At 43.9% G+C, this 24,571-nt stretch carries 20 protein-coding genes; 10 read left to right on the forward strand and 10 right to left on the reverse strand.

Annotated elements, in window-relative coordinates; genetic code table 11:
- The first annotated feature begins 86 nt into the window (after positions 1 to 86).
- A complete protein-coding gene (locus tag ACXAD8_RS04015) occupies positions 87 to 1,439 on the forward strand; it encodes a dicarboxylate/amino acid:cation symporter (RefSeq protein WP_475225193.1) in 1,353 nt (450 codons plus the stop codon).
- A 507-nt stretch (positions 1,440 to 1,946) separates the two neighbouring features.
- Here the strand turns inward: ACXAD8_RS04015 and sohB are convergent.
- The 4 genes from sohB to ACXAD8_RS04035 all read right to left on the reverse strand — a co-directional run bounded on the left by sohB (position 1,947) and on the right by ACXAD8_RS04035 (position 6,946).
- Entirely contained in the window at positions 1,947 to 2,972 is a 1,026-nt protein-coding gene (sohB, locus tag ACXAD8_RS04020; protein ID WP_475225196.1) for a protease SohB, read from the reverse strand.
- A gap of 150 nt (positions 2,973 to 3,122) precedes the next feature.
- The gene (locus tag ACXAD8_RS04025; RefSeq protein ID WP_475232870.1) at positions 3,123 to 5,726 is read right to left on the reverse strand and encodes a zinc-dependent metalloprotease; all 2,604 of its coding nucleotides are present in this window, start codon (positions 5,724 to 5,726) and stop codon (positions 3,123 to 3,125) included.
- Positions 5,727 to 5,876: 150 nt separating this feature from the next.
- Positions 5,877 to 6,359: a SixA phosphatase family protein gene (locus tag ACXAD8_RS04030; protein WP_475225198.1), complete on the reverse strand. Its 483-nt coding sequence runs from the start codon at positions 6,357 to 6,359 to the stop codon at positions 5,877 to 5,879.
- The gene (locus ACXAD8_RS04035; protein ID WP_475225200.1) at positions 6,356 to 6,946 is read right to left on the reverse strand and encodes a TetR/AcrR family transcriptional regulator; all 591 of its coding nucleotides are present in this window, start codon (positions 6,944 to 6,946) and stop codon (positions 6,356 to 6,358) included. The genes ACXAD8_RS04030 and ACXAD8_RS04035 overlap by 4 nt, the downstream gene beginning before the upstream one ends.
- Positions 6,947 to 7,049: 103 nt before the next feature.
- Between ACXAD8_RS04035 and ACXAD8_RS04040 the strand changes: the two genes are divergently transcribed.
- The 5 genes from ACXAD8_RS04040 to ACXAD8_RS04060 all read left to right on the forward strand — a co-directional run bounded on the left by ACXAD8_RS04040 (position 7,050) and on the right by ACXAD8_RS04060 (position 13,760).
- Entirely contained in the window at positions 7,050 to 7,589 is a 540-nt protein-coding gene (locus ACXAD8_RS04040) for a carboxymuconolactone decarboxylase family protein (protein ID WP_475225202.1), read from the forward strand.
- Positions 7,590 to 7,865: 276 nt separating this feature from the next.
- Entirely contained in the window at positions 7,866 to 8,030 is a 165-nt protein-coding gene (locus tag ACXAD8_RS04045; RefSeq protein WP_475232871.1) for a hypothetical protein, read from the forward strand.
- Entirely contained in the window at positions 7,987 to 9,429 is a 1,443-nt protein-coding gene (locus tag ACXAD8_RS04050) for a HAMP domain-containing methyl-accepting chemotaxis protein (RefSeq protein WP_475225205.1), read from the forward strand. Before ACXAD8_RS04045 ends, ACXAD8_RS04050 begins: the two co-directional genes overlap by 44 nt.
- 146 nt (positions 9,430 to 9,575) lie before the next feature.
- Positions 9,576 to 10,679: an efflux RND transporter periplasmic adaptor subunit gene (locus ACXAD8_RS04055; RefSeq protein WP_475225207.1), complete on the forward strand. Its 1,104-nt coding sequence runs from the start codon at positions 9,576 to 9,578 to the stop codon at positions 10,677 to 10,679.
- 9 nt (positions 10,680 to 10,688) lie between these two features.
- Complete coding sequence (locus tag ACXAD8_RS04060) at positions 10,689 to 13,760, forward strand: efflux RND transporter permease subunit (RefSeq protein ID WP_475225209.1); 3,072 nt, start codon at positions 10,689 to 10,691, stop codon at positions 13,758 to 13,760.
- A 405-nt stretch (positions 13,761 to 14,165) separates the two neighbouring features.
- Here ACXAD8_RS04060 and ACXAD8_RS04065 read toward each other — a convergent pair whose 3' ends face one another.
- The 4 genes from ACXAD8_RS04065 to ACXAD8_RS04080 form a co-directional block, all read right to left on the reverse strand.
- The gene (locus ACXAD8_RS04065; RefSeq protein ID WP_475225212.1) at positions 14,166 to 15,797 is read right to left on the reverse strand and encodes a methyl-accepting chemotaxis protein; all 1,632 of its coding nucleotides are present in this window, start codon (positions 15,795 to 15,797) and stop codon (positions 14,166 to 14,168) included.
- A 328-nt stretch (positions 15,798 to 16,125) separates the two neighbouring features.
- On the reverse strand, positions 16,126 to 17,034 hold the full coding sequence (locus ACXAD8_RS04070) for an NUDIX hydrolase (RefSeq protein WP_475225215.1): 909 nt from the start codon (positions 17,032 to 17,034) through the stop codon (positions 16,126 to 16,128).
- 85 nt (positions 17,035 to 17,119) lie between these two features.
- On the reverse strand, positions 17,120 to 18,055 hold the full coding sequence (locus tag ACXAD8_RS04075; RefSeq protein ID WP_475225218.1) for a substrate-binding periplasmic protein: 936 nt from the start codon (positions 18,053 to 18,055) through the stop codon (positions 17,120 to 17,122).
- 108 nt (positions 18,056 to 18,163) lie between these two features.
- Positions 18,164 to 19,069: a LysR family transcriptional regulator gene (locus ACXAD8_RS04080; RefSeq protein ID WP_475225220.1), complete on the reverse strand. Its 906-nt coding sequence runs from the start codon at positions 19,067 to 19,069 to the stop codon at positions 18,164 to 18,166.
- A gap of 110 nt (positions 19,070 to 19,179) precedes the next feature.
- Here ACXAD8_RS04080 and ACXAD8_RS04085 point away from each other — a divergent pair, with 110 nt between their 5' ends.
- Positions 19,180 to 19,809: a glutathione S-transferase family protein gene (locus ACXAD8_RS04085; protein WP_475225223.1), complete on the forward strand. Its 630-nt coding sequence runs from the start codon at positions 19,180 to 19,182 to the stop codon at positions 19,807 to 19,809.
- 114 nt (positions 19,810 to 19,923) lie between these two features.
- Positions 19,924 to 20,928: a hypothetical protein gene (locus ACXAD8_RS04090; protein WP_475225225.1), complete on the forward strand. Its 1,005-nt coding sequence runs from the start codon at positions 19,924 to 19,926 to the stop codon at positions 20,926 to 20,928.
- A gap of 25 nt (positions 20,929 to 20,953) precedes the next feature.
- On the opposite strand, the gene ACXAD8_RS04095 is transcribed toward ACXAD8_RS04090, so the two are convergent.
- Positions 20,954 to 21,694: a DUF481 domain-containing protein gene (locus ACXAD8_RS04095; RefSeq protein WP_475225228.1), complete on the reverse strand. Its 741-nt coding sequence runs from the start codon at positions 21,692 to 21,694 to the stop codon at positions 20,954 to 20,956.
- 54 nt (positions 21,695 to 21,748) lie between these two features.
- A complete protein-coding gene (locus ACXAD8_RS04100) occupies positions 21,749 to 22,549 on the reverse strand; it encodes a mechanosensitive ion channel family protein (protein ID WP_475225230.1) in 801 nt (266 codons plus the stop codon).
- Between the two features lie 173 nt (positions 22,550 to 22,722).
- Here ACXAD8_RS04100 and ACXAD8_RS04105 point away from each other — a divergent pair, with 173 nt between their 5' ends.
- A complete protein-coding gene (locus ACXAD8_RS04105) occupies positions 22,723 to 23,940 on the forward strand; it encodes a pyridoxal phosphate-dependent aminotransferase (RefSeq protein ID WP_475225233.1) in 1,218 nt (405 codons plus the stop codon).
- A 9-nt stretch (positions 23,941 to 23,949) separates the two neighbouring features.
- A complete protein-coding gene (gene yfbR / locus ACXAD8_RS04110; protein ID WP_475225236.1) occupies positions 23,950 to 24,549 on the forward strand; it encodes a 5'-deoxynucleotidase in 600 nt (199 codons plus the stop codon).
- The last annotated feature ends 22 nt before the right edge of the window (positions 24,550 to 24,571 follow it).

The raw sequence follows: 24,571 nt of genomic DNA on the forward strand, positions 1-24,571 counted from the left end.
CGCTACTTCCCCACTTTTAAATTTTTTATTCAGCTTCGCAAACAATCTTGTTACGCTTGTCCCAAATAATAAATAAAGCAAACTCTATGGAACAAGCAAACAAAAAATATAGCCTTACTGCCCGTGTTTTTATCGGCATGGTAGCCGGTATATTAACCGGGTTTTTCTTACAGTTACTGTTTGATGATAGCGGAGATTTTACCTTTAGCCTACTCGGGCTGGAATTTTCAACGTATGGATTTTTCGTTGAAGGTATTTTCAATATAATCGGGCAGATCTTTATCGCCAGTTTACGAATGTTAGTTGTTCCACTGGTATTGGTGTCGCTGATTTGCGGAACCTCTAATCTCAGCGATCCTTCGCAATTGGGGAGACTCGGTGGTAAATCGGTGGGCCTTTATGTGCTGACCACCGCTATTGCTATCACTATCGCTATTTCAATGGCGCTACTGGTATCTCCCGGTGAAGGTGTTGAACTGACTGCTGATACCAGCTTCCAGGCAAACGAAGCCCCTTCTCTGCCTCAGGTAATCATTAATATGTTTCCCACTAATCCCATCAGTGCGATGGCCGAAGGAAACATGCTACAAATTATCGTGTTCGCGCTATTGTTTGGCATTGCCATGTCAATGGCCGGTAAAGCGGGTGAACGTTTATCTGTGATCATGAACGACTTAAACGACGTCATCATGAAGCTGGTTACCATTTTGATGAACCTGGCACCTATCGGTGTATTTGCGTTGATGGCCAAGTTATTCTCAACTATCGGTTTTGATACCATACTGGCGTTGTTTAAATACTTCTTCCTGGTGCTGGCAGTACTGGCGATTCACGCCATGTTGGTTTATCCACTGTTGCTTAAAACCCTGACTGGATTAAACCCTGCGATGCTGTTAAAAAAAATGCGTGAAACGGCACTGTTTGCTTTTTCCACCTCCAGCAGTAGTGCGACGCTTCCGGTCACCCTGGAGACCGCCCGCAATAAACTGGGCGTGCACAACTCTGTCGCATCATTTACCGTGCCACTGGGGTCCACCATCAATATGGACGGTACGGCTATCATGCAAGGGGTTGCTACTGTCTTTATCGCACAGGTGTTCAATGTTGATTTGAGCATTTCTGATTATCTAATGGTTATTCTGACAGCCACCCTGGCGTCCATTGGAACTGCCGGTGTACCTGGCGTCGGGCTGATAATGTTAGCAATGGTATTGCAACAGGTAGGCTTGCCGGTTGAAGGTATTGCACTGATTATTGGTGTTGACCGTTTATTGGATATGACGCGAACTGCTGTCAACGTGACCGGTGACTGTACCGTTGCTTGTGTCGTGGCTAAATCCGAAAACAAACTAGCAGAAGACGTTTTCAATAACCCTGATGCAGATAGCGATAACGAAGAGATAGATATGAAGTCTTACCACAAATTAGGTAATGACTAATCTGACCTCTAACCAAGATCAAAAAAGCCAGTCTTCGGACTGGCTTTTTATTATTACTGATTGGTATAAGTTGTATTGGCTGGGTGAGAGCATGAATGCTCATCTAATTACCATTGTATCCAGCAACTAATAATTTTCATTAAAATGATAAATCAAAACAGGTTCGATTACGCCGGTATTTGTGCGGAGTGCTGAACCTAATCTCCCTTTGCGCGTCAGGGGCTGCGGGGGATTCTTAAGGGGGGCGCAGCCCGGTCACCTTAAGGCGCAGTCGGCGCCCCGGCAATGATTCATATCGAACGAAGGTGCTTAAACTATACTGCGGCGTCGAAATAAATTTCGACCTACCAACAAACTCAAAATTGGAGCATGTAGGTAGGTTGAGTGCTTAAATATCGATAATTTAAGACGTAGCCAAAATAATTTGGTTCTGGCTCCGGTTAGCTCAAGCTAAATCCGAGTGTTGCTCAAAATTCGTTCCAGAACTTGCCTTGGTTGTATTAGACCTTAGCGAAACACAGACTGACGCCAGTTACTGACTTCCGCTAGCGCATTTTTAGCTGTCATACTTGCGGCTTCTGCCAGTTTATCCGCCAGTTTTTTACGCGGCTTAAACTTGATTGCAAAAATCTCTTTGTCTTTTACCTGCGACAACAGATAGTCATCAGAGGTCTGAATCTCATCCACTAAATCCAGCTCTAATGCTTTTTTACCGATCCAGTGTTCTCCGGTGGCCACTTTATCTATATCAACCACATTGCGAAATTCTTTGATATGGGATTTAAAGTAATGGTGAATTTCTTCCAGTTCGGCTTTAAATTTGTCCCTGGCTTCGTCGGTATTTTCACCGAAAATAGTTAAGGTGCGCTTGAATTCGCCCGCAGTGTGTTGTTCCCACTCAACGTTGTTGTTTTTCAGCACCTTATTGAAATTTGGCAATTGCGCAATAACACCAATAGAACCTATGTAAGCAAAGGGCGCAGAAATAATTTTGTCGGCGACGCAAGCCATCATATAACCGCCACTGGCAGCGACTTTATCTACCGCCACCGTCAGTTTAAGACCGCGATTTTTAATGCGTGCCAACTGGGAAGCCGCCAGGCCATAGCCGTGTACTGCACCACCGGGTGATTCCAGCCTGACAAGCACTTCGTCTTTGTCTTCTGCAATGGTTAACAAGGCGGTGATTTCCTGCCTTAAGCTGTCAACTTCGTTGGCATCCATAGAGCCGTTAAAATCCAATACATAAAGCTTCGGGTCGGTGTCCCCTTCTTTGGATTTTTTGTCTTTTTCCTTATTGAGCTTTTTCTGTTCCTTTTCCCAACTTTTAAACTGATCTTTAGTTAAAACTGTGGCCTTAGCTTTATATTCCAGGTCCTCTAGCTTTTCAGAAACAGAGCTGATGTCCAGTTCGCCTTTTTCATGCTTTTGTTTTGTCGCAATGGAAACAAGGCCGCCGAAGGCAAATAGCAGCGCCATTACAATTGTTACGGCTTTCAGTAGAAACATGCCGTATTCGCTTAAAAATTCCAATTAACTCTCCTGCTGGTTGGGAATTCGTATTTTATCCGTATATGGGGGTGTTTATACTAAAACCAATTTCGCACAGAAACTACAAATTAAGCCCATACTACAGATAGAACAAGGCCGACGAAAATGTCGGCCTTAACTTCTTAAAGATTGTTAACTTTTGCTTTTGTGAAAAGCGCTGTTAATACGACGTTGCAAAAAATTGCGATGGATCTTCGTGGCTTGATCACCACGTTTAAGATTCAACTCCTCAACAATTTGCTCCAGCTCGTAAGTGGCTACAGCCTGCGCAAAATGCGGGTAGGCACTTTTCGCTTCCAGTCCCGAGATATTCAACAGTCTGTCGACGTAGGCTACCTGTAGGTTTTGTCTGAAGCTGTTGACACTGCCTTTCAGATCATCTTCAAAGATGGCGTCGGTCAAATCTGCAAATACCACTTCAAGCGGGTATTCATTGCCATACAATTCAGTGTCGACAATGCGCTCAATCGTATTTTTGTGCATAACATGGGCTAACACGCCTTGTTGTGCTTTAAGTACCATGTCGTGCACTCTGGGATCTTCGTTTTTGCCGAAGTTTTCAAAATCACGACGTTGTTTTTGCATCATTTCATACAGGGGTTGCATACCGTCAAAGGCGTTAGGCGCAAACAGATTGTCGCGCAATGATGCCATCGCTGCTTTTTGTGTAACCGCAGGTGTTGGTGTGAAGGGCTTAGTCGCACCTTCCTGGCCAACCATAGCTCGGTCAACATAAACGCCGCCAATATAGCGAGAAGTGACATTGGCCTGACGGCTAAACTCGGTAAATACCGCATTTACACCAACCACTAAGTCGTTGTATGAATCACCTGGCGTCAGGGCTTTATCCGTCATTTTGCCCCAGGTGTCGCGAATCAAATCAAAGCGGTCTTTGGCATATTCGACTGCATCACCGGACATATCGAAGATATTAACGCGAGGATCAATATGTCTGCCTGGCGCACGCATGTCATCTGCATCATTACCAAATGCCAATTCAGGTTGTGTTGAACGGCTCAAAATTTCTTCTAAACGCGCTTCTTCAGCAGCCGGATCGGCCAGCGCCTCGGAATAACCATACTCAATAACCCAGTCATCATATGGACCTGGTTTTTCTGTGTAGTAGTCGCCTTGTTCTTTACCTGGTGGAGCAAAGTTGACCGAAGGATAATCCATTACTGAACCAGCTAAAATGCCCTGGGTAACACTTTCGTCGTGTACAACATCATTGTCGTGTAACTGTGTTGCACGCATGTTGTGGTTAAGACCTAGTGTATGCCCTACCTCATGTAGGATCAGGTAATACATGGTTTGCTTTAACATCTTATCTTTTTCGATGTCACCCATGCCTTGCGCCATTGCCGCAGCCTGACCAAATAACAAATTGGCATTCATGGCGTGCCCTAAAGAGCAATGCAGCCCTTCCTGCTCAAAATCAATCATGTCGGTTTCAGAATAACCATCACTCAGGAAGTTTGCCTGAATCCAACGGCCTTTCATGAAGGTATATTCAAGCATGATATCTGCCGCAATGATTTCCCCGGTATAAGGGTTGGCAATACTTGGACCGTAACCACCGAATGGCGGTCTGGGAGAACTGGTCCAGCGCAGCACATTGTAACGGATATCATCAGCAGTCCAGTCTGCATCATCTGGCTGGATTTTTACTTCAATGGCATTGCTAATACCGGCTTTTTCAAAAGCAGAGTTCCAGGCTAATGTGGCATTTTTAATAGTTTCACGCCATTCCATTGGTGTGGTGTTTTCAATCCACCATGTGATGGGTTTTACAGGATCGGATACTTCTGCGCCCGGGTTCTTTTTCTGTAGATCCCAACGATTAATGACGTCGCGATAGTTGGCTGTGCGATCGGATGTCATATCATCAAACTGCTGCAGGAAATAACCAACTCTGGGGTCGTCTCGGCGGGGCTGAAAGTCATTTTCAGGCAGTTGTACAAAAGAATGTTGTAACTGTACGGAGACATAGCGGGGATCAGCTAACTCGTTATGACCGCCATTTTTAGGGTTGGCGTCTTCAAACACGTATTCCACGATCATGTCGGTATTTTCTGGAAAGTTATTAATTTCCAAAATACGCGACTTACCATCGGTGAATTTACCTAACTTGTATCTCTTAGAGTCTTTATCAGCTGCTGGGTTTGGCCAGGGTGATACTTTGTGAATGCTCTCGTTAAGCACCAGATCAGACAATGGAATGGCGTACTTGCCCTCTTCATCCATTTCAATTTTAGTGGAGAGTAAAACTGCTGTACTGATGTTAGCATCTGCGGCGCGGCTGATGGCATTGTTCTGATCAAAGTAAAAGCGCGGGTTGAGCGCTACCACATCAATTCGGTCAAAGTACTTTCTGAATTCGATGAGTTTTCCGTCCCGGTAACCACCTTTAAAATGTCCGGCATCAATTGCACCGTTGACGGTGTGAGCCATATAAAGCATGGGTTTATTTAACATTTCTTCGGTGATAACAACAAAGCCTGAGCCGTCTTTTTCATCGCGATAAACGTCCATCATTCCTGGAAAAGCCATTTTCTCTTCCAGTTTCTCCGCCATGGTTTTTTCTTTCTTTTCTTCTTCCGCTTGAGTCTCTGCACTGTCTGACTCAGTCTGTGCGGCGCCAGCTTCCTGCATCACAAATTTAAATTTCTGCTCAGCCTCATTGGCCTGAGCATTCACCGCCACAGAAATCGCTGCAGCCAGCAAGGTGATTCTTATGTTCCTCATATCTAATCCTGTCGTTTTATTATTGGGTATGGGTGTGTATTGCCTTGTAATGACAAAAAACAGCTGATTTTATATCAAAAATTGACGGAAATTGCTTTTCTGAAATGCTTCGTTACGAATTAGCGATTATATGTCGATTTTCTACTGCCCCGGGACGGACCAACTTTGTATTGTTCCTACTGAGGCTTTTATGTCCTGCCAATGAATTATTTTTAACGCTATTTCCACTCGCCCGGAGGTAACCAGATTAGGATGTGATAAATCAGCTGGACACAACCAGTCAAGCAAGTCGTTAAAACCGGGATTGTGACCGAATAAATAAAGACGACTTATTTCCTTTGGTACAGATGTGATTGCCGCAACCAAATCGCTACGGCTTGCCTCGATCAGTAATGGTTCGACTTTCAGACGTGAATAGTCCCAGCCCTGCTCCTGAAAATAACACACAGCTGTAGACCAGGCCCTGACAGCTGGTGAACAAAGTACTAAGTCAGGTTGAGCCTGACGCTGCAGCGCCATTTCAGGGGCTTGTGTTAATCCACGTCGGTTCAGAGGGCGGTACAAGTCTTTAACCGGAAATTTCCAACTTGATTTAGCATGACGGCACAAAACCAGAGTTTTCATGTTTTTCGCTTAAATATTGAATCAACAAACTGGCTCACTAAATCTGCGATAACTTGTGGTTCTTTAATGAGCTTTAATTGCGCCTTAAGTCCCATAATTTGCGCCTGTATGATAATTGCCAACCCCATAGCTTGTTGTGCGATATATTCTGGAGTCTTGCCTTGTTCAGCCAGCACTAATTCGGTCTGATGCTGTAATTCATTGCGGACCTCCAGTAATGCGTTTTTGGCATAGGTAACAAGATCCGGTTGCCGGGTTTCCAGTTCATTAACGGTTTTCACTAAAAAGCACAAATCTGAAGGTGCGGAGTTATCGCTAAATATTGCCAATGCAATGGTTTTCTGCAAGCCTTCAATAGCCGAGTCTGAGACGGCCATAGTGGACTTCATTTTCAGTAACCACTGATTTTTGTAGCACTCCAGAGTCCTCAGATAAAGTGTATCTTTATCACCAAAAGCACCATAAATACTCCCTGGCCGCATGTCCATAGCGTGCTGCAACTGACGCATAGTTGTAGCACCGTAGCCATTCATCCAAAACAACTGAGTTGCTTTCTCGATGGCGGATTCAATATTTGCACGGCTCATAGTTGTTTCCAAAAACATTTGAACATTTGTTCAAATCTACCTTGAACAAGCGTTCAATTTCAAATAGATTTGTTTAGGAATTTTAAACCAGAGGGTTAAAACTATGACTGACTTTACTTTACATTCTCTTGAAAGTGCGCCGGAAGCCGCGAGATCACTATTAGAAAAGAGCCAAAAGGATTTTGGTATGATCCCAAACCTGCATGCTGTAATGGCGGAGTCTCCCCAGTTGTTGGAGGCTTATCAGCAAATACATGGTTTATTTACCCAATCGTCCCTGAATAATGATGAACTTACCGTTGTATGGCAAACCATCAATAGCGCGCATAACTGTCATTATTGCCTGCCGGCACATAGCCTGATTGCTGAAATGATGGGGGTGGATACGTCCTTAAATGACGACGTTAAAAATGGCAAAACGCTAAAAGATGCTAAATTGGAAACCTTAAGAGCAACGACTCTTGCCATGGTAGAAAAGCGCGGTGTTTTAAGCTCAGAGCAAACGCAGGCATTTTATGATGCGGGTTACGGTAATAAAGATATGCTGGCAATTATATTGGGTATCGCACAAAAAGTGATGAGCAATTTTACCAATCATGTGGCCAATACCCCCATTGATGAGCCTTTCAAAAAGTACATCTAATTACACATTCAATATTCTAGCTCATCATTGGTATTTATGTCACGGGTGAGCCAGACACAAAGACACAGAGTTTATAAAAACTCATTTATCGCAGGATTAAACTCCGTCTAAATAACAATCTCCAAATTTTTAGTGGCTTAATTTGTACATATTTAATTTTCGACAATACTGAAATAACAATCGAAAATTATCTCTGTCACAATTATGCTAAATCAATTTTCCGTCAAAACTAAACTGATTTCACTGTCGGTTATTCCCTTAGTTTCTTTTGTTGTTATGAGCCTGTTTATGATCGGTATTATGGAGACTTTGGTTAAAGGCATCGATAGCTTATACGATGATAGGGTAGTACCACTTAAGCAAATCAAAGTGGTATCAGATAACTACGCAGTAAATATTGTTGATCATTATCATAAAATATCGCGCGGGTCTGATAAATAAGAATACCCTGCTTTCAGATGTGAAAGAGTTCAGGCAAACTGCGGATGACAACTGGCAGCGCTATTTACAGACAAAATTAACCCCTGAAGAAAAAAGACTCACTGAAGTTTCTGAAAGAGAACTGAAAAATGTTGTTCGGTTAAAAGAGAATTATGAGCGCCAGATTCAGTCGGGTAATCTGAATCCATTTCAATCAGATAATTTTGTCATTGAATTATATTCCACCTTCGATCCTTTAAGTGCCAGTTTCAATGATCTAATCGATTTACAATTAAATGAAGCTGGTAAGTTTAAAGCAAAATCAGATGAAGAGTTTGAAACTACCGAAGCCCTACTCTACACGACATTAATTTTATTGATCATCGCAATGGCAGTTATAGCATGGGCGGTTTATCGCAGTATTCAGGTGGCATTGCGTGGATTAAGAGATACCATTATAAACATTGCAGAAACCGCGGACCTGCGACTCAGAGCGACAGAGGATGGTAAGGATGAAATTTCCGAGACAGCATCGGGTTTTAACAAGATGCTGGAGCGCCTGGAGAACCTGGTTAAGAATGTGTCGAAAGCCACCTACACCCTGTCATCTTCTGCAGAAGAGATGAGTAGTATTAGTACTCAAGTGGCGGCCACTGCCACAGAGCAAGAACAACAAACTACCATGATTGCAACCGCCATTGCTGAGATGAGCGCGGCCATTCAGGAAGTGGCAAACAATGCCAATACTTCATCAGTAAAAGCTAATGACGCCAACGGCAATGCCGCAATCGGTATTGAGAAAATCCAGGACAACATCAAAGGTATTAATGAGCTGTCCAATGTGGTTAATGACAACGCGCAGAAAATAACCTTGTTGAATCAACAAACCAACGAAATTAACCAAGTGGTATTGATGATTCAGGGAATCGCCGAACAGACCAATTTACTGGCTCTGAATGCTGCAATAGAAGCTGCCAGAGCTGGCGAGTCTGGACGAGGTTTTGCAGTTGTCGCCGATGAAGTTCGGCAGTTAGCCCATAATACTCAGGAATCCACCACCAAAATAAATGACATGATCTCAAAACTACAGATTTCAGCGAAAGAAGCCGTGGAATCTATGTCAACAGCCCAGGATAAAGCCAGCCAGAGTGTAGAACACGCCAAAGATTCTTCCAATGTGCTTCAGGAGATCGTTACAGCGGTAATGGAAATATCAGATATTAACGCACAGGTTTCGGTGGCTACAGAAGAACAAACCGCTGTTGCCAATGAGATTAGCGAGAACATTAACGAATTTACCATTAGTACCGGCATGGTAGCTGAAAACGCGAATCACAGTGCAGTAGCCAGTCAGGAATTGGCAAAGCTGGCCAGCGAGTTACAGAGTCAGATACAAATTTTTAAAACTAACCAGACCTAATCTAAAAGCTAATCGCTCTTAAATTTACCTTTGTAAAGTTTTGTCAGTTTTTCTAAAGAAGTTCAAAACTGGCAGAACTCAATGCTTTACGATGCTAATATTCTCAGTTCAATAGGCCATAAATACCCAAACTACCCGGAAAAGCTATGAAAGCATTGATACTTCCCGTCTCGCTGTTACTCAGTCTGGTATCCTGTACCGAAGTCAAACAAGCCCCTGAACCCGCAATCAGACCTATTTCCTGGGTTCAGGCCGAACCTTCATCCTTCACCCAAATTCGCAGGTTGTCAGGAACCATTCAGCCGGTTGAAGCCACCAATCTAAGTTTTGAAGTCGGAGGCAAAATAAGGACTATTGACGTAGATTTGGGCGACAACATTCGAAAAGGTCAGATAATTGCGAAATTAGACCAACGCACCTATCGCTTGTCGCTGCAATCGGCGCAAGCCAATCTGCAACAGGCTCAGTCCTCATTAAGTGAGGCTCAAAATGAATTTAACCGTTATCAGGAATTGATTGAGAAGGGATTAGTCTCCGCTTCGGGTTTCGATAATGTAAAAGCGGCTTACGAATCAGCAAAGTCAGCAGTGAACATCGCGCAGGCTCAACTGGATATCGCGCGTAAGGATCTGGCAGATACCGAATTGGAAGCTCCTTATGACGGTACAGTAACCAAACGTTTGGCAGAGCCCTCGATGCAGGTTTCTCCCGGCCAGGCTGTATTTGAAATTGAAGGCACCGACGGCCTGGAAGTAAAAGTGATGGTGCCGGAAACCATTATTTCCCGATTAAACAAAGAGGTAGCGGTTGAAGTGAGCTTCCCCGCTCTACCCGGCATTTCTAACACAGGAACTATTACCGAATTAGGCTCTCGTGCCGAATCTGCCAACGCATTTCCGGTGAATGTCTTCGTTCTAAACCCACCTAAAGAACTTCGGGCCGGAATGACCGCAGAAGTGGACTTTTCCTTTGAGGGCACCGGACGCACAGGCTATTCCGGTGATATCTTCAGGCTTCCTATAGCAGCGATAGTTCCGGGGCAAGGACAGAGCAGTTTCGTATTTGTATTTGATCCGGCCACACAAACGGTATCAAAACGCCAGGTTCTGACCGAGAACATCTATGATAATCAAATCCTAGTCAGCACCGGGTTGCAATCAGGGGAAATAGTGGCCACAGCTGGTGTTAACTATTTGCAGGATGGGCAAACAGTAAAGCTGCTAGATAAACATGTTCAGCAATACAATTAAGAGGTGAACATGAATTTAACTGAGTTGGCTTTTAATTACCGCAAACCGGTTCTGATGATTCTGGTGCTGTTATTGATTAACGGTGTGTTTGCTTATTTTACCCTGCCCGCCAAAGAAGATCCCAAAATCACCATCAGAACAGCGGTGGTCAGCACTCAATATGAGGGAATGGCACCGGAACGCGTTGAACAACTAATTACCAAAAAGCTGGAAGAAGAAATCCGAAAAATTCCAGAAGTCGAAAAAATCCGTTCTACCTCTTCTACCGGATTATCAACCATCCATGTGGAAGTTTATGATCGTTATTTTGATCTTGACCTAATCTGGCAGGACCTGAGAAACAAGGTAAAGCAAGCTCAGGCGAACTTACCTTCCGGTACGCAGACGCCATTTATCAATGATTCCTACGGCGATGTTGCAGTAGCTACCCTTGCCCTTACTTCCGATGGATTCTCTCCGGCTGAAATGGCCGACATAAGCACCCATATTCGCGATATGTTGTATTCGGTGCCCGGCACGGAAAAAGTAGACATTTCCGGCACTCAGGACGAGCGGATATTCTTAGAGGCATCAGGTGCAAAATTATCACAACTGGGTATATCGCCTTACACCCTGAGTGCGGAGCTTTCGAAGCAGAACATTATAATGCCCGGAGGACAGATAGATACCGGCAGTAAAGCCTTTGTGGTAGAGCCCACTGGTAACTTCAATTCTATTGAAGATATCAGCAACACGCACATTTCTATTCCCGGCAGCGAAGAAACCATCGCGCTAAAGGATATCGTCACAATTAAAAGAGATTATCGGGATCCCGTTTATCAGCCTGCGTATTTTAACGGCAAACCAGCCGTGATGTTTGCCATTAACATGGCCAGTAACTATAACATTCTTGAGTATGCGCCCAGATTAAAAAACACGTTAGACAACATCCTGGCCACCCTACCCATTGGTTACAATATCGAAGTGGCTACATGGCAGGCTGAACAAGTGGATAAAACCGTGTCCAGTGTGTCAATGAGCGTGTTGCAAACCCTAATTATCGTGTTACTGGTGGTGATACTCTTTTTGGGGAAAAGAACCGGTTTAATTGTGGGTTCGATTATCCCGTTTGTCATGTTGGTAACTTTAGCCATTATGCAGTTTAGCGGCATGTTACTGGAACGCATGAGCCTGGCTACCTTGATCATCGCTTTAGGCTTGTTAGTCGATAATGGCATCGTGGTGGCAGAAGACTTTAAACGCCGTATTGAATCAGGAGCAGATCGCAAGCAAGCCATGTTTCAGGGGGGCAAGGAACTAGCATTGCCTCTGCTTAGTTCTTCCCTGACCACTATATTGTTTTTTATTCCTCTGATGATGGCTGAGCATGCCGCAGGAGAGTATACCCGTTCGATTTCACTGGTAATATTAATCACCTTGTTAAGCAGTTGGCTTTTGGCGTTGTGTGTAACCCCAACCCTTTGTTACTACTTTATCAAGGTGGATAATACCGCTGGCGACCGCTCTGAAAGCAACGAAACCACAGCTGTCAGTATGCTCAGTAATATACAGCAACACTACCGCGGCTTTCTGCGTTGGATCTTGAGCAACCGGGGTTTGTTTGCCGGTCTCATGTCAGGACTGTTTATACTGAGCTTGGTGGGCTTTAACTTTGTTTCACAACAATTTTTTCCTGACTCAGATCGCAACCAGCTAACCGTGAACATTGAAATGGCCAATGGCACCTCTTCGCGCACCACAAACAGACAGATGCAGGCCATATTTGACTGGCTGAATGATAAACAACAATTTCCTGAAATAGAGCGCTTTACAGGCTATGTGGGTTACGGCGGTCCACGCTTTGTGTTGTCGTTAAATCCAATCGATCCGGCTGATAATAAAGGCTTTATTGTTATCAATCTGAAAGACGCCGAAGCTGTAGATGCCATGCAGCAAAAACTGCACAAAGGCTTTATCGAAAACTTTCCAAATGTTTTTGCACGAGTTGAAAAAATGTTTCTCGGTCCATCTGATTCCAATACCATCAAAATCCAGGTGAAAGGTCCGGATAAAGACATTATTTATGCCAAAGCCCAGGAAATTATGGCGTTATTGCAATCGGTGCCCAATACCATCGATATTCGTCAGGATTGGGAAAACCTGATCGTTAAAGTGCAGGTACAGGTAGATCAACACAGAGCCAGACGGGCCGGTATTACTTCAGAAGACATTGCCAATGAATTACAAGGATTTTTCTCCGGCTCTTTAGTTACTGAGTATCGGGAAGACGATGACATTATCCCAGTGGTATTTCGCGCCAATGACAGAGAGCGATTTAACCTGGACAGACTGCGCACCGTTTCTATTTACTCCAGCAAGTTAGGACAAGCCATTCCATTGTTTCAGGTGGCTGACTTTGGTCCGGTTTATCAATACTCCAAAATACAAAGAGAAAACCTGTTCCGCACAGTCAGTGTGGAAGGTCGTAACCTGATGATGTCAGCCGAAGATTTGAAATCCCAGATTGATGCACAAATTCAGAAACTGGCCGCAGATTTGCCGCTTAATCACTACATAGAATACGACGGCGTAATTGTAGAATCTGCTGGAGCAGCAGAAGCTTTAAGTGCCAATATGCCGTTGGCACTGGCGATAATTGTGATTTTATTGGTTATGCAATTTAACTCGTTTCGACGCGCAGGCATTATTTTACTCACCATCCCATTATCCATTATCGGCACAGTAATTGGGCTGTTGGTGATGAACGCACCAAGTGGTTTTATGGTGACCCTGGGCATTTACAGCCTGGCGGGAATTATTATCAATAACGCCATCGTGCTGATAGATCGAATTGATATTGAACGACAAGAAGGCAGAGATGGATATGACGCTATCATTGAAGCCAGTATCACCCGTTTGCGTCCAATTACTATGACCACCATTACCACTGTGATGGGGTTGCTGCCGTTGATCGTATTTAAAGATCCGCTGTTTTACGGAATGGCTGTGGTTATTGCATTTGGTTTGGCTGTCGGTACGCTGCTAACACTTGGTGTCGTTCCGGTACTCTATGCCACCTTCTATCGGATAAAAGCGAAATAGCTATTTGCACCAAGGTAAGGTCACAAACGATTTTTTAGCGACACTCGGACATAGCTTGACCTAACCGAAGTCAGAACCAACTTATTTTGGCTACGTCTTAAATTATCGATATTGAAACACTCAACCTACCTACAGGCTCCAATTTTGAGTTTGTTGGTAGGTCGAAATTTATTTCGACGCCGCAGTATAGTTCAACCACTTTCGTTCGATATGAATCATTGTCGGGGCGCCAACTGCGCCTTAAGGTGACCGGGCTTCGAACAAATTTCAACCTAACCGAGGCTATCAACGAATCAGCTTGGCTTTGTTTCTAAATGAAAATTTTCAAATTCTGGACACTATGGTCACTAAATGAGCACTCATGCTCTCGCCCTAGTTTATTCACCGGGTATACTACCAGTTCCATTATATTTGAAATTTCATCATCTCCGACTGTAGTTCTTCAGAGGATTGGCGGATTAAGTCGGCTTTATCGTGAGCACTGCGGGAAACCTGCGCAGTATCCCGGCTCATTTTAGAAATATCGCTGATACGCGTATTAGCCAATTCAGCTAATTGTAATTGCTGCTGCGATGCAACAGCGATGTTTTGACTCTTTTGAGCGCTATCTTCGATCAGGGTGAACATTTCATCTAAGGCTTCTCTTACCTGTGATGAGCAAGAGACGCTGTGCTCACTGGTTTTGATACTGGTTTCAACCGATTCAATCGCATCACGCGCCACTTTTTGTAAGCGCTCAATCATATTGTGAATTTCCTGAGTGCTTTCAGAGGTGCGCTTTGCCAGATTCCTGACTTCATCGGCCACAACAGCAAAACCTCGCCCTTGTTCGCCGGCTCTGGCTGCCTCAATCGCGGCGTTAAGTGCCAGCAAATTGGTTTGCTCTGCAACTCCCTGAATAACGTGTAAAACGCCTTCTATGCCCTGCACTTCTTCGCCTAATACATGAATACTTTCGCCAGCTTTTTCGATCTGCCTCTCCAGCTCCGTAATGGTGTTTGTGGATTCCTGGGTCAACTCGCTGGCTTCATCACCTTTTTGTTTCGCTGCATTTATGGCTACTGCAGTACTGGCAACATCTTCGTTTACGGTCTGTGCCGTTGTCGCAATTTCTTCAATCGAGCGAGCCACGGTTTCTGTTTCGCTGTTTAGTGAGCTGGTTAATTTGTCCAGGTGCAAAGATTGTTCTTCGGACTCTTTTACCTGTTCTTTTAGCACTCTGGATACACTGTTGATATTAGTCACTACATCCGTAAGCGCTTTGCGCATATAAGTTATAGAGCCCATAATACTGTCTTCACGGAACTCGTGTTCAAAGGGATCAGCTTTTAAATCGCCTTTTGAAACTTTACTTACGGTAGACACCACCTGTTTAATTTCGGCCCCTAAATCTTGTTGTAACCTGGTGCCAAAATAGTAAAGGTAAAACGCAATTCCCACCGCAATTACCATGGACAAGCCCACTAACCACCGGGCAATTGACCAGTATCTGGCATCCACTTCTTTAAAACTAATACCTGTACCGACATACCAGCCCCAGGTCGGCGTGCGCTGTACTACCGAGGTTAATTCTACGACTTCTCCTTCACGCTTTGAGGTCCAGTCATAATTGACCATTTTGCCATTGCCTCTCTTGGCAACGCGCTCTACCAGGGCACCGATACTGTTGCCTTTGGCATCTTTAAAGTCATTGAAACTGGTGCCCAATAACTGGGGATCATGTGGAGCGGCAATAAAATCCAGTTTTTCATCTACTACATAGACGTATTCAGAATCGTGATATTTGTTCTCTTGTAGTATTGAGGCCGCTATCATCTTGGCCTGGTCTTCCGGTAACTTACCCGACACAGTCAGCTTTTCCAGTTGTACTATTGCTGAATAGGTGCTCTTGAAGAGCTGCTCTATACGGGCAATATTGTCTTGCTCGCTGGCGATTTTTAGCGCATGCAAACCGAGCAACGCAATACTGGACATAGAAGCCGTTATAACGATCACCAGTAGCAATACTTTGGATTTTAACGTGAATTTTGCAAACATATTGTCGCTCCAAACTTTGCTCACCAGTCGGCAAGCAACCTGTAAAACTTCAGCACTGTTTTATAAGGACACATTGTTTATCTAGCAAAACAACTGACAACGCTGTCATTTTTATTTGCAACAGAACAAATAAAAAGCGACTCAGTCAGACAGTGTCCAAAAAAGAGACAGTACACATTAATGACAACGTTGTCATTTATTAACTAAAAGATCAAGGAAAAATAACAATTCTGCAAAATTTATTGCGTCAGGTGGAGCTTTGGGCGTGATATTTTGCCGCAACTAGCAAAACAGAATTGGCTTACTGTGGCCCCATACAATACAAATATTATTGCATCGAGAGTTCAAATTGGTTTAGCAACTCAACAAAGCCTGAGTCTCTTACCAATCCTTTAGCTAACGGAATACTGCACCAATGGCGATTGCGATGATTTTCCTGCCATACGTTGCGGGGTAAAACTTCCGAAACTTGCATGGCAAAAGTATCGACTGTACAAAAGGCCCCCCACTTGGGCACTTCAAATTGCCCAATGCGGGCACCGACTTCTCCCAATACGCCACCTTCGCTTTGAGCTTCGACAGCTGCAGTGTATTCAGGAGACTCGCCCGGCTCCATCACACCTTTGGGAAAGCCCCAATAGCGATTTTTATTGGATGTTATCAGCATTACCTGTAATTCTCCGTTTACCTTACGCCATGGAATTACACCCGCCTGTTTGTAATAGTATGCCGGTCTGTCCCTTTGTTCTGTGCCCTGTTCGGTTTCATAGGAAAAGGTGGATGGTAAAGCTGACGACGGAATACAGGTGGCAATTTTTACAGGCAATTGCGTCATACTGTTGGGTTTCAACGCAATCAGGCAACAACACTGTTCCTGTATATTTTCTAATTCCGCAGCATCGTTCTCTTCAAGGTTTAATCTTGGAGCCAGCATTTTAGCGAAAAAGCGATTGCTCATACACCAAACGGTGACTCCCTGAACACGGTTCTCAGATGAGGTATCCAGAACTTTTTCAACACACACTTCAGCGTTGGTAAGCTGTGTTACCTGGTCACCTACTCCGCCTGCAGCAGTAACTAACTTAATGGCCAATGGCTGAGTGGGCAATTCTGTAATCACTTTAACTATTTTATCGCCTTGCTGGTCGATATGATGCCCAATGCGTTGCGCCTGGCGCTTTAATGTTGTCCAGGGTAACTCTTCAGATTCAGCAGGTTGAGTAACGATTAAATGCAAAATAAGGCCTCTGATTACAGTGTGTATTGGGCTGTGTTTGGGCTAGTTTGAGTGAGTTGCGAAGTTTTTACAATGCGCTTAACGGTTAATTCATATTGCACAACCTTCCTTCATTAGCTTTATTGCCCCATTTATCTCTGAGGGCTTTTAATTTACCGGATTCTCGCCATGATACCAGCACCTTATCGAATGCTTTTTTATGGCGTAAATGCTCAGGCCTTAGTTTTGAAAATGCCAGATAAAGCGGTTGTACAGCGAGAAATGGCTCCAGGATATCAACGCTATTCTTAAAGGCCATAGCTTCATCAGAGTTCATGTTCTGAGCAACGCTGTAGTTAACCACTAAAGGGTCGGCGACAATAAAGTTTATTCTACCTTTTTGGAGTTTTTTGATATTCGTCCAGTCGTCAACCGCAGGGCTGGTATGAAAGTAACCTTCCTCCATCAGGGCATCAAACTCCGGCGAATTTTCATAACCTGAGACGACACCGATAGTTTGATTTTTAAGTGATAGTAAATCGCCACTAAATTCAAAATCGTGATCTTTTCGTTTAATAAGCGCGACATTTCCACCAGAGAATGGCTCTGATAAAACTAATAACTCATCTCGGTTCTTATCAGGAAAAATGTCAGAAGGTGCATTCGGAGCAATTGCATATTCAGGATACAAAATATCTACCGAGCCTCGTTCTGTCATGGCAACCGCGCGTTTCCATGGAACAAAATAACTGTGTACCTGATAATCCAGTTGTAGAAAAACTCCTACCACCAATTGCTGCACCCATCCCTGACCACAGACATTCTCACCAATGTAAGGCAACCAGTCCAATGTCGCCATGCTGATCTTTTTGTCGGATTCAGCATTAAATACCCAAGCCCCTCTGGCATTTTGATATCCGTGGTACTCGATAATTTTGCCATCGCGTTCCACCTCAATTACAGTTGCCGGCAAAGAACTCAAGCAGGATAACAGTAGTGTCAGAAGTACTAATTGAATACTTGTGAGATGTGGGCGTCTCATTTGATTTCCTAAGTCACTCTGTCTTTAAACATAGCAAACTTTAAAAGTATCGGATCTATATGACTAAAATAAGATACCGAAAGCAAGTTATCCTGATAATAAAACCATTTACACAGGTGGTAGCCAGTCTTCCTGACGAAATCGCTCAGCCAGAAAATCAACTAATACTCTGACACGATGAGATAAGTGTTTGCGGTGCGGATAAAGTGCATAAACGCCGTATTGATATGCTTCATATTGTTCCAATAACGGGACAATTTTATTGCACCTGATGTCGTCTTTAATAACATACATTGGGCACAAGCCTATCCCAAGGCCAGATAACACCATGCGTCGCATAGAGCCGGGAGAGTTAGCTTCAAAGTTTCCCTTTACGTCTATTTTGAATACCCGTTTGTTTTCCAAAAATCGCCAGCTACGACCTTGTCTGAGGTTGTGGTCTACAAAGCAATTGTGGTTTGTTAATTGTTCAGGGTGCGCGGGCTTGCCAAAGTGTTGAAGGTATTCAGGGGCTGCGCACACCACGATACGCATTGCACTTAACTTGCGGGCAATCATTGTTGAGTCTGGCAACTCTCCAATTCTCAATGCCATATCAAACCCCTCTTCAACCAGAGATACACGGCGGTTAGACAGATCGATATCGACACTGATATCCGGATATAACACCAAAAAATCCCGGATCGCTGGCACCAGATGTAGTTCACCAAACGACGTAGGTGCTGAAATACGGATACGCCCTTTGGGTGCGCTGTGGGTCACTTTTATTGCTGATTCAAGCTCATCAATTTGATCAAGTAAATCGACACATTTTTCCAGATAGGCTGTACCGGTATCATTCAGTGTCACTTTACGGGTAGTGCGATTAAAAAGCAGTACTCCCAAATCGTCTTCCAACGACTTTACATACTTGCTCACCGTCTGCACTGCAATATTGAGCTCGTTGGCTGCTTTGGTGAAGCTTCCGTTGCGGGCCACTACCGAAAACACCCGCATCAATTGAATCTTGTCCATTGCCGCCCTTTATCCACGCTTTGTAGATAGTGTTTTAATGTTTAGCTAATTTATCTCCAATCTACATAAATTTAAACTCTTATCAACATTAACAACACAGAGAGAAATTTATGGTGAGAATATATGATTTTGAATTATCGGGACATGCTCACAGAGCGAGATTGTTTGCCAGTTTGTTAAACCTTGATGTAGAACTTATTCCGGTAGACCTTGCAAACCGGGGCCATAAAAAACCAGACTATTTGGCTAAAAATCCGTTTGGACAAGTACCAGTTTTAGAATATGGTAACAGGGTAGTTGCGGATTCAAACGCCATATTGGTGTACCTTGCAACTCAATATGACCAGGGCCGTTCATGGTACCCAGATATACCTGAACTAATGGCGCAAATTCAGGGTTGGCTTTCAAAAGCAGCTAATGAATTAGCACATGGCCCAGCAGCGGCACGCCTTGTTACCGTATTTGGCGCGCCACTCGATCACAACAGTACATTAGACAAGGCGAGTGCATTGCTATCCGTTATGGAGCAACATTTAACCGGCCGAAATTGGTTGGTCGGGGAGCGGCAAACCATCGCAGATATCGCACTTTACAGTTATACAGCTCATGCCCCGGAAGGCGGTTTTGATTTGTCTAAATTTCCGGAAGTTTGTGCCTGGCTGTCCAGAGTGGAACAATTGCCTGGATTTGTTGCCATGCCGACTACTGAAACAGATGCAAAGAAAGCATTGAATTCATAATTAACAGCGCAGTGAAATAAAGCTCAGTAGCAATGTTCAGTTCCACAACAACTCTTTGCTACTGTCCTGATTTTTAAATAGCTGTAACATAGAAAAAACTAAGAGGACTCTCTGATGACCACATATCCATTATTTCACCACGGTGAAATCAGCGTTCAGGAAAAGCTGGGTGTTGCAGAATCGGTTGCCCGTATGAGTGAAAGAATAATTCGGGATCATATGCCAGAGCAGCACCGACTATTTTATCAAACACTGCCAATGGTATTTTTAGGGCACCAGGATATCGACGGCCAGGTATGGGCTTCTGTACTCAGCAACCAGCCCGGATTTATTCGCACGCCCTCGGATAAAAAGCTGGTTTTAACCGCAACTCCTCTTGCAGGCGATCCATTGGCAGAATCACTGACGCTGTTTGATAAGTCAATAATGACTGAATTTCCGGTTGGCTTATTAGGTATCGAGCTGGAAACCAAAAGGAGGAACCGACTTTCGGCAGTGGTATCCGGCACCAGTAGCAACCAAATTAATCTGAATGTACTGCAAACCTTTGGCAACTGTCCGCAGTATATTCATACGCGCTCCAGAGAAGCGGTCTCTTTAAAAAAACAGACAATTACAAAGCAGTTTAATAGGTTTGGCGGCGAGATAAATCAAATCATTGAGCAAGCGGACACGTTTTTCGTGGCCAGCTCAGCCGGACGTTCAATTCAAAACGGCGTGGCCTACGGTGCAGACGTCTCACATCGGGGCGGAGTCCCGGGGTTTGTTCGAATAGAGGACGACAATTCCTTATTAATTCCCGATTTTAGTGGCAACAAGGTGTTTAACACTTTTGGGAATTTTCAAATAAACCCTGCGGCAGGACTTTTGTTTATTGATTTTGCTTCCGGCGATGTACTTACTATGACCGGCAACGCAGAAATATTATGGGAACATCCACTGTTACCCTATTTCAATGGTGCAGAGCGATTCTGGCGATTTAGCCTTGTAACCGGATTATTATTAAAACAGGCTTTTCCCTGGCGCTTCACGCTGGAAAATCATTCGCCAAATAATTTATCGACGGGAACCTGGCAACAAGCAGAATCCGCTGCAACAGGTCGTCAAATGCCTGAGTGAGCCACCAGGCTCACTCAGATAAAGCTTAAAAGAAGGTATAAACCAGCGTGGCTGCGGTTTCTGTGTCAAGGTTATCAACACCGGCATCCACTTCAGAGTTGTGCTTTAAAATAATTGAGAATTTCATCGAAAGCGCTTCTGCAATTTTTGCCGAAATCGAGGTTTCAGACTTGGATTTTGTATTGTCGCTACCAACTTCAGTACTCAACTTTTGCTTAAAGTTCGCTGAGTTTGATATTTTCCAGGTATAGTCGAACGCGCCACGAACGATAAAGCCACTGGCGTCCTCGCCGTCATCCTTTTCAGCAAAAGAATAACCCGGACCGATACTGTAAGTTAACTTTTGGGTTGATGACTCAAAAAACACACTACTCCAACCGGCAGCAACGGTGGACTGGTAGTTAAAACTGGTAAATCTGTCATCTTCATAGGAAGCAAACGCAAACAGGCGATTTTGTGGGTTTTCTAATTTGTAATTACCCTGGGCGGAGAGGAAATAACGCTGTGCGGAAGTCTGGCTCTCATCTTCCCCCAGTTCGTTTTCAACTTCTTCTTGTTTATACAGCCCCTCAATCAGGTACTCATTACTCCACATCTCTAATTCGTGGCTGGCACTCAAGCGCCCTTTTACCGATGTAGTTTCAGTATTACCTGTGGTAAAAATTAAACCCAACTCCCCGTCTAAGGTAAAGGCTTTTTGTTCAGTGTCATCAGCATTTGCATAGCCACATGTGGCTAACGCTGCAACCAATAATAATTTTTTCATTGTGTGTACTCTTTTGTATTGCGAAAGGGAGCTTAATACGCTCCCAATAAAAGATTAATTTTCTGTCTTATGCAGATAAACGTCCATTTGAGGGTACGGAATGGTGATGTCATTTTCATCCAGCTTTATTTTTATATTTTCAATCAGGTGCCAATAGACAGGCCAGTAATCTGGTGTTTTTACCCAGGGGCGTACAATCAGATTAACAGATGAATCTGCCAACTCACTCACAGCAATAGTCCAGGCCGGATCTTTCAGTACCCGCTCATCTGCGGCGACAATTTCTTCAATCACTATTTTGGCTTTACGGATATCAGCGTCGTAGCTAATGCCAATCAGTAAATCCACTCTGCGAGTATCCTGGGTGGAAAAGTTAGTGATGGCATTCCCGGTAATGGAGGAGTTAGGCACAATAACGATTTTGTTGTCAGGGGTTTTTAACCTGGTGGCAAACAGTTTTATTTCCATGACGGTGCCCATTTTGCTGCCCACTTCCACGAAATCGCCCGCTTTAAAGGGACGCAATACCACAATCAAAACACCAGATGCAAAATTAGATAATGAACCTTGTAACGCCAAACCTATAGCTAAGCCCGCGGCACCAATCACCGCCACTAAAGAAGTGGTATCTATGCCCAATTGAGACATGGAGGCGATTAAAACCGCCAACAGACCAATTACATAGATGATACTGCCAGCAAAACTGACCACAGCCGCATCTATCTGTTTTTTAGTCAGCGCTTTTTTAACCAATTTAACAATGGTTTTTGCGATAAAGTTACCCACCAACAGGATAACCAAAGCGAGGCTAATTTTAATGCCCCAGGCAATCAGTACTTCTTGCTGTATTTCCATGCTTTCTCCCAAGTTTTTGTTGTGTTCGCGCCCTATTATCCACGTCTAATTTGAAAATCAAATTAAACTTTTGACTAATTGTTATAAATTGTACCGATAAATTTAAAAGAATCACTTAACAGCGGTTCACTGTTTGTTTAATCTTGCACAAATGCAAGGAGTACAAATGCCAAATGAAAACAATTGAAAAGTCCAATAAACTCAATAATGTATGCTACGACATTCGCGGCCCAATTTTGAGTGAAGCTAAACGATTAGAGGATGAAGGTCATCGTATATTAAAGTTAAATATCGGTAATCCAGCGCCTTTCGGGTTCGAAGCGCCTGAGGATATCCTTAAAGATGTCATCCACAACCTGCCCAGCTCGCAAGGTTACGCAGATGCCAATGGACTTTATGCAGCCCGCGTGGCAGTAATGCAGTATTACCAACAACGCAATATTAAGAATATTGCAATAGAAGATGTATTTATCGGCAATGGCGTTAGCGAACTGATCGTGATGGCCATGCAAGCATTGTTAAACAATGGCGATGAAGTATTGCTCCCCTCCCCGGATTACCCTCTGTGGACTGCTGCGGTTAGCCTGAGTTCCGGAACGCCGGTACATTATCGCTGTGACGAAAAGTCTAACTGGTTCCCGGATATTGAAGATATAAAGTCTAAGATTACCCCGAACACCAAAGCCATTGTCATCATCAACCCAAACAACCCCACCGGTGCGGTATACAGCAAAGAGTTGCTGCTTGAAATCATTGAGCTAGCAAGACAGCATGGCCTGATGATATTCAGTGACGAGATCTACGACAAAATTGTTTATGACCGAGCCAAACACATCTCTATTGCCAGTCTGGCGGATGACATCTTCTTTGCTACCTTTAGTGGTTTGTCGAAGAATTATCGGGTGGCGGGTTTTCGTGCCGGTTGGCTGTTTTTGAGCGGCAACAAACGCCTGGGAAGCGGTTATATAGAAGGCCTTAACATATTGTCATCAATGCGCATGTGTGCCAATGTTCCCAGCCAACATGCGATTCAAACCGCACTTGGCGGTTACCAAAGCATTAATGAATTAATTGCCGAAGGTGGGCGACTTCGCACTCAGCGGGATATTGCATTTAAGATGCTGAATGACATACCGGGTATCAAATGCGTTAAACCCAAGGGCGCCATGTATTGCTTTGCCAAAGTAGATGAAAAGAAATTTCAGATCCGCGATGACGAACGCATGATTCTGGATCTATTGCGACAGCAAAAAGTGCTGCTGGTGCATGGTAGTGCCTTTAACTTTTTCGAAGGTATTTATTTCCGCTTGGTGTTCTTACCCCATCAGGATCAATTGGTACCGGCTATTGACGGCATCAAAGAATTTTTCTCAACTTACATACAGGATTAATCATTAAATATGCATACCAAGAGCCACTTTTTCGCACACATGGCCAGAATGAAACTGATCCAACGTTGGCCTTTAATGCGCAACGTTCATCAGGAAAATGTTCAGGAACACAGTCTTCAGGTGGCGATGGTGGCTCACGCCCTGGCATTGATTAAAAACCGCTTCTACGACGGAAAAGTGGATCCCAACAGAGTGGCGACTATTGCCCTGTTTCACGATGTGTCTGAAGTGTTAACCGGGGATTTACCCAATCCGGTTAAATACTTTAATAACGCCATTAAAGAAGAGTATAAAAAGATTGAAAAAATCGCTGAACAGCGACTCATTGATATGGCGCCGGAAGAGTTTCGCGAAGACTACGCGGCATTGATTGACCAACAACATCACAGCAGCGAAGAAGCCTTTTTAGTAAAAGCCGCCGACGTAATCTGCGCCTACCTGAAAACTCTGGAAGAACTGGCTGCTGGCAATAAAGAGTTTAAATTGGCAAAAAAGCGTATGGATCAAACGTTAAAGGATTACCATTCACCTGAAGTAGAGTATTTTCTTGAAGCCTATGTCCCCAGTTTTTTACTCAGCCTGGATGAAATTACCCAGGAACTGGAATAACTGATAATTTCCGGTATGAGAA

The organism is Planctobacterium sp. AWH2_060, assembly GCF_056158425.1.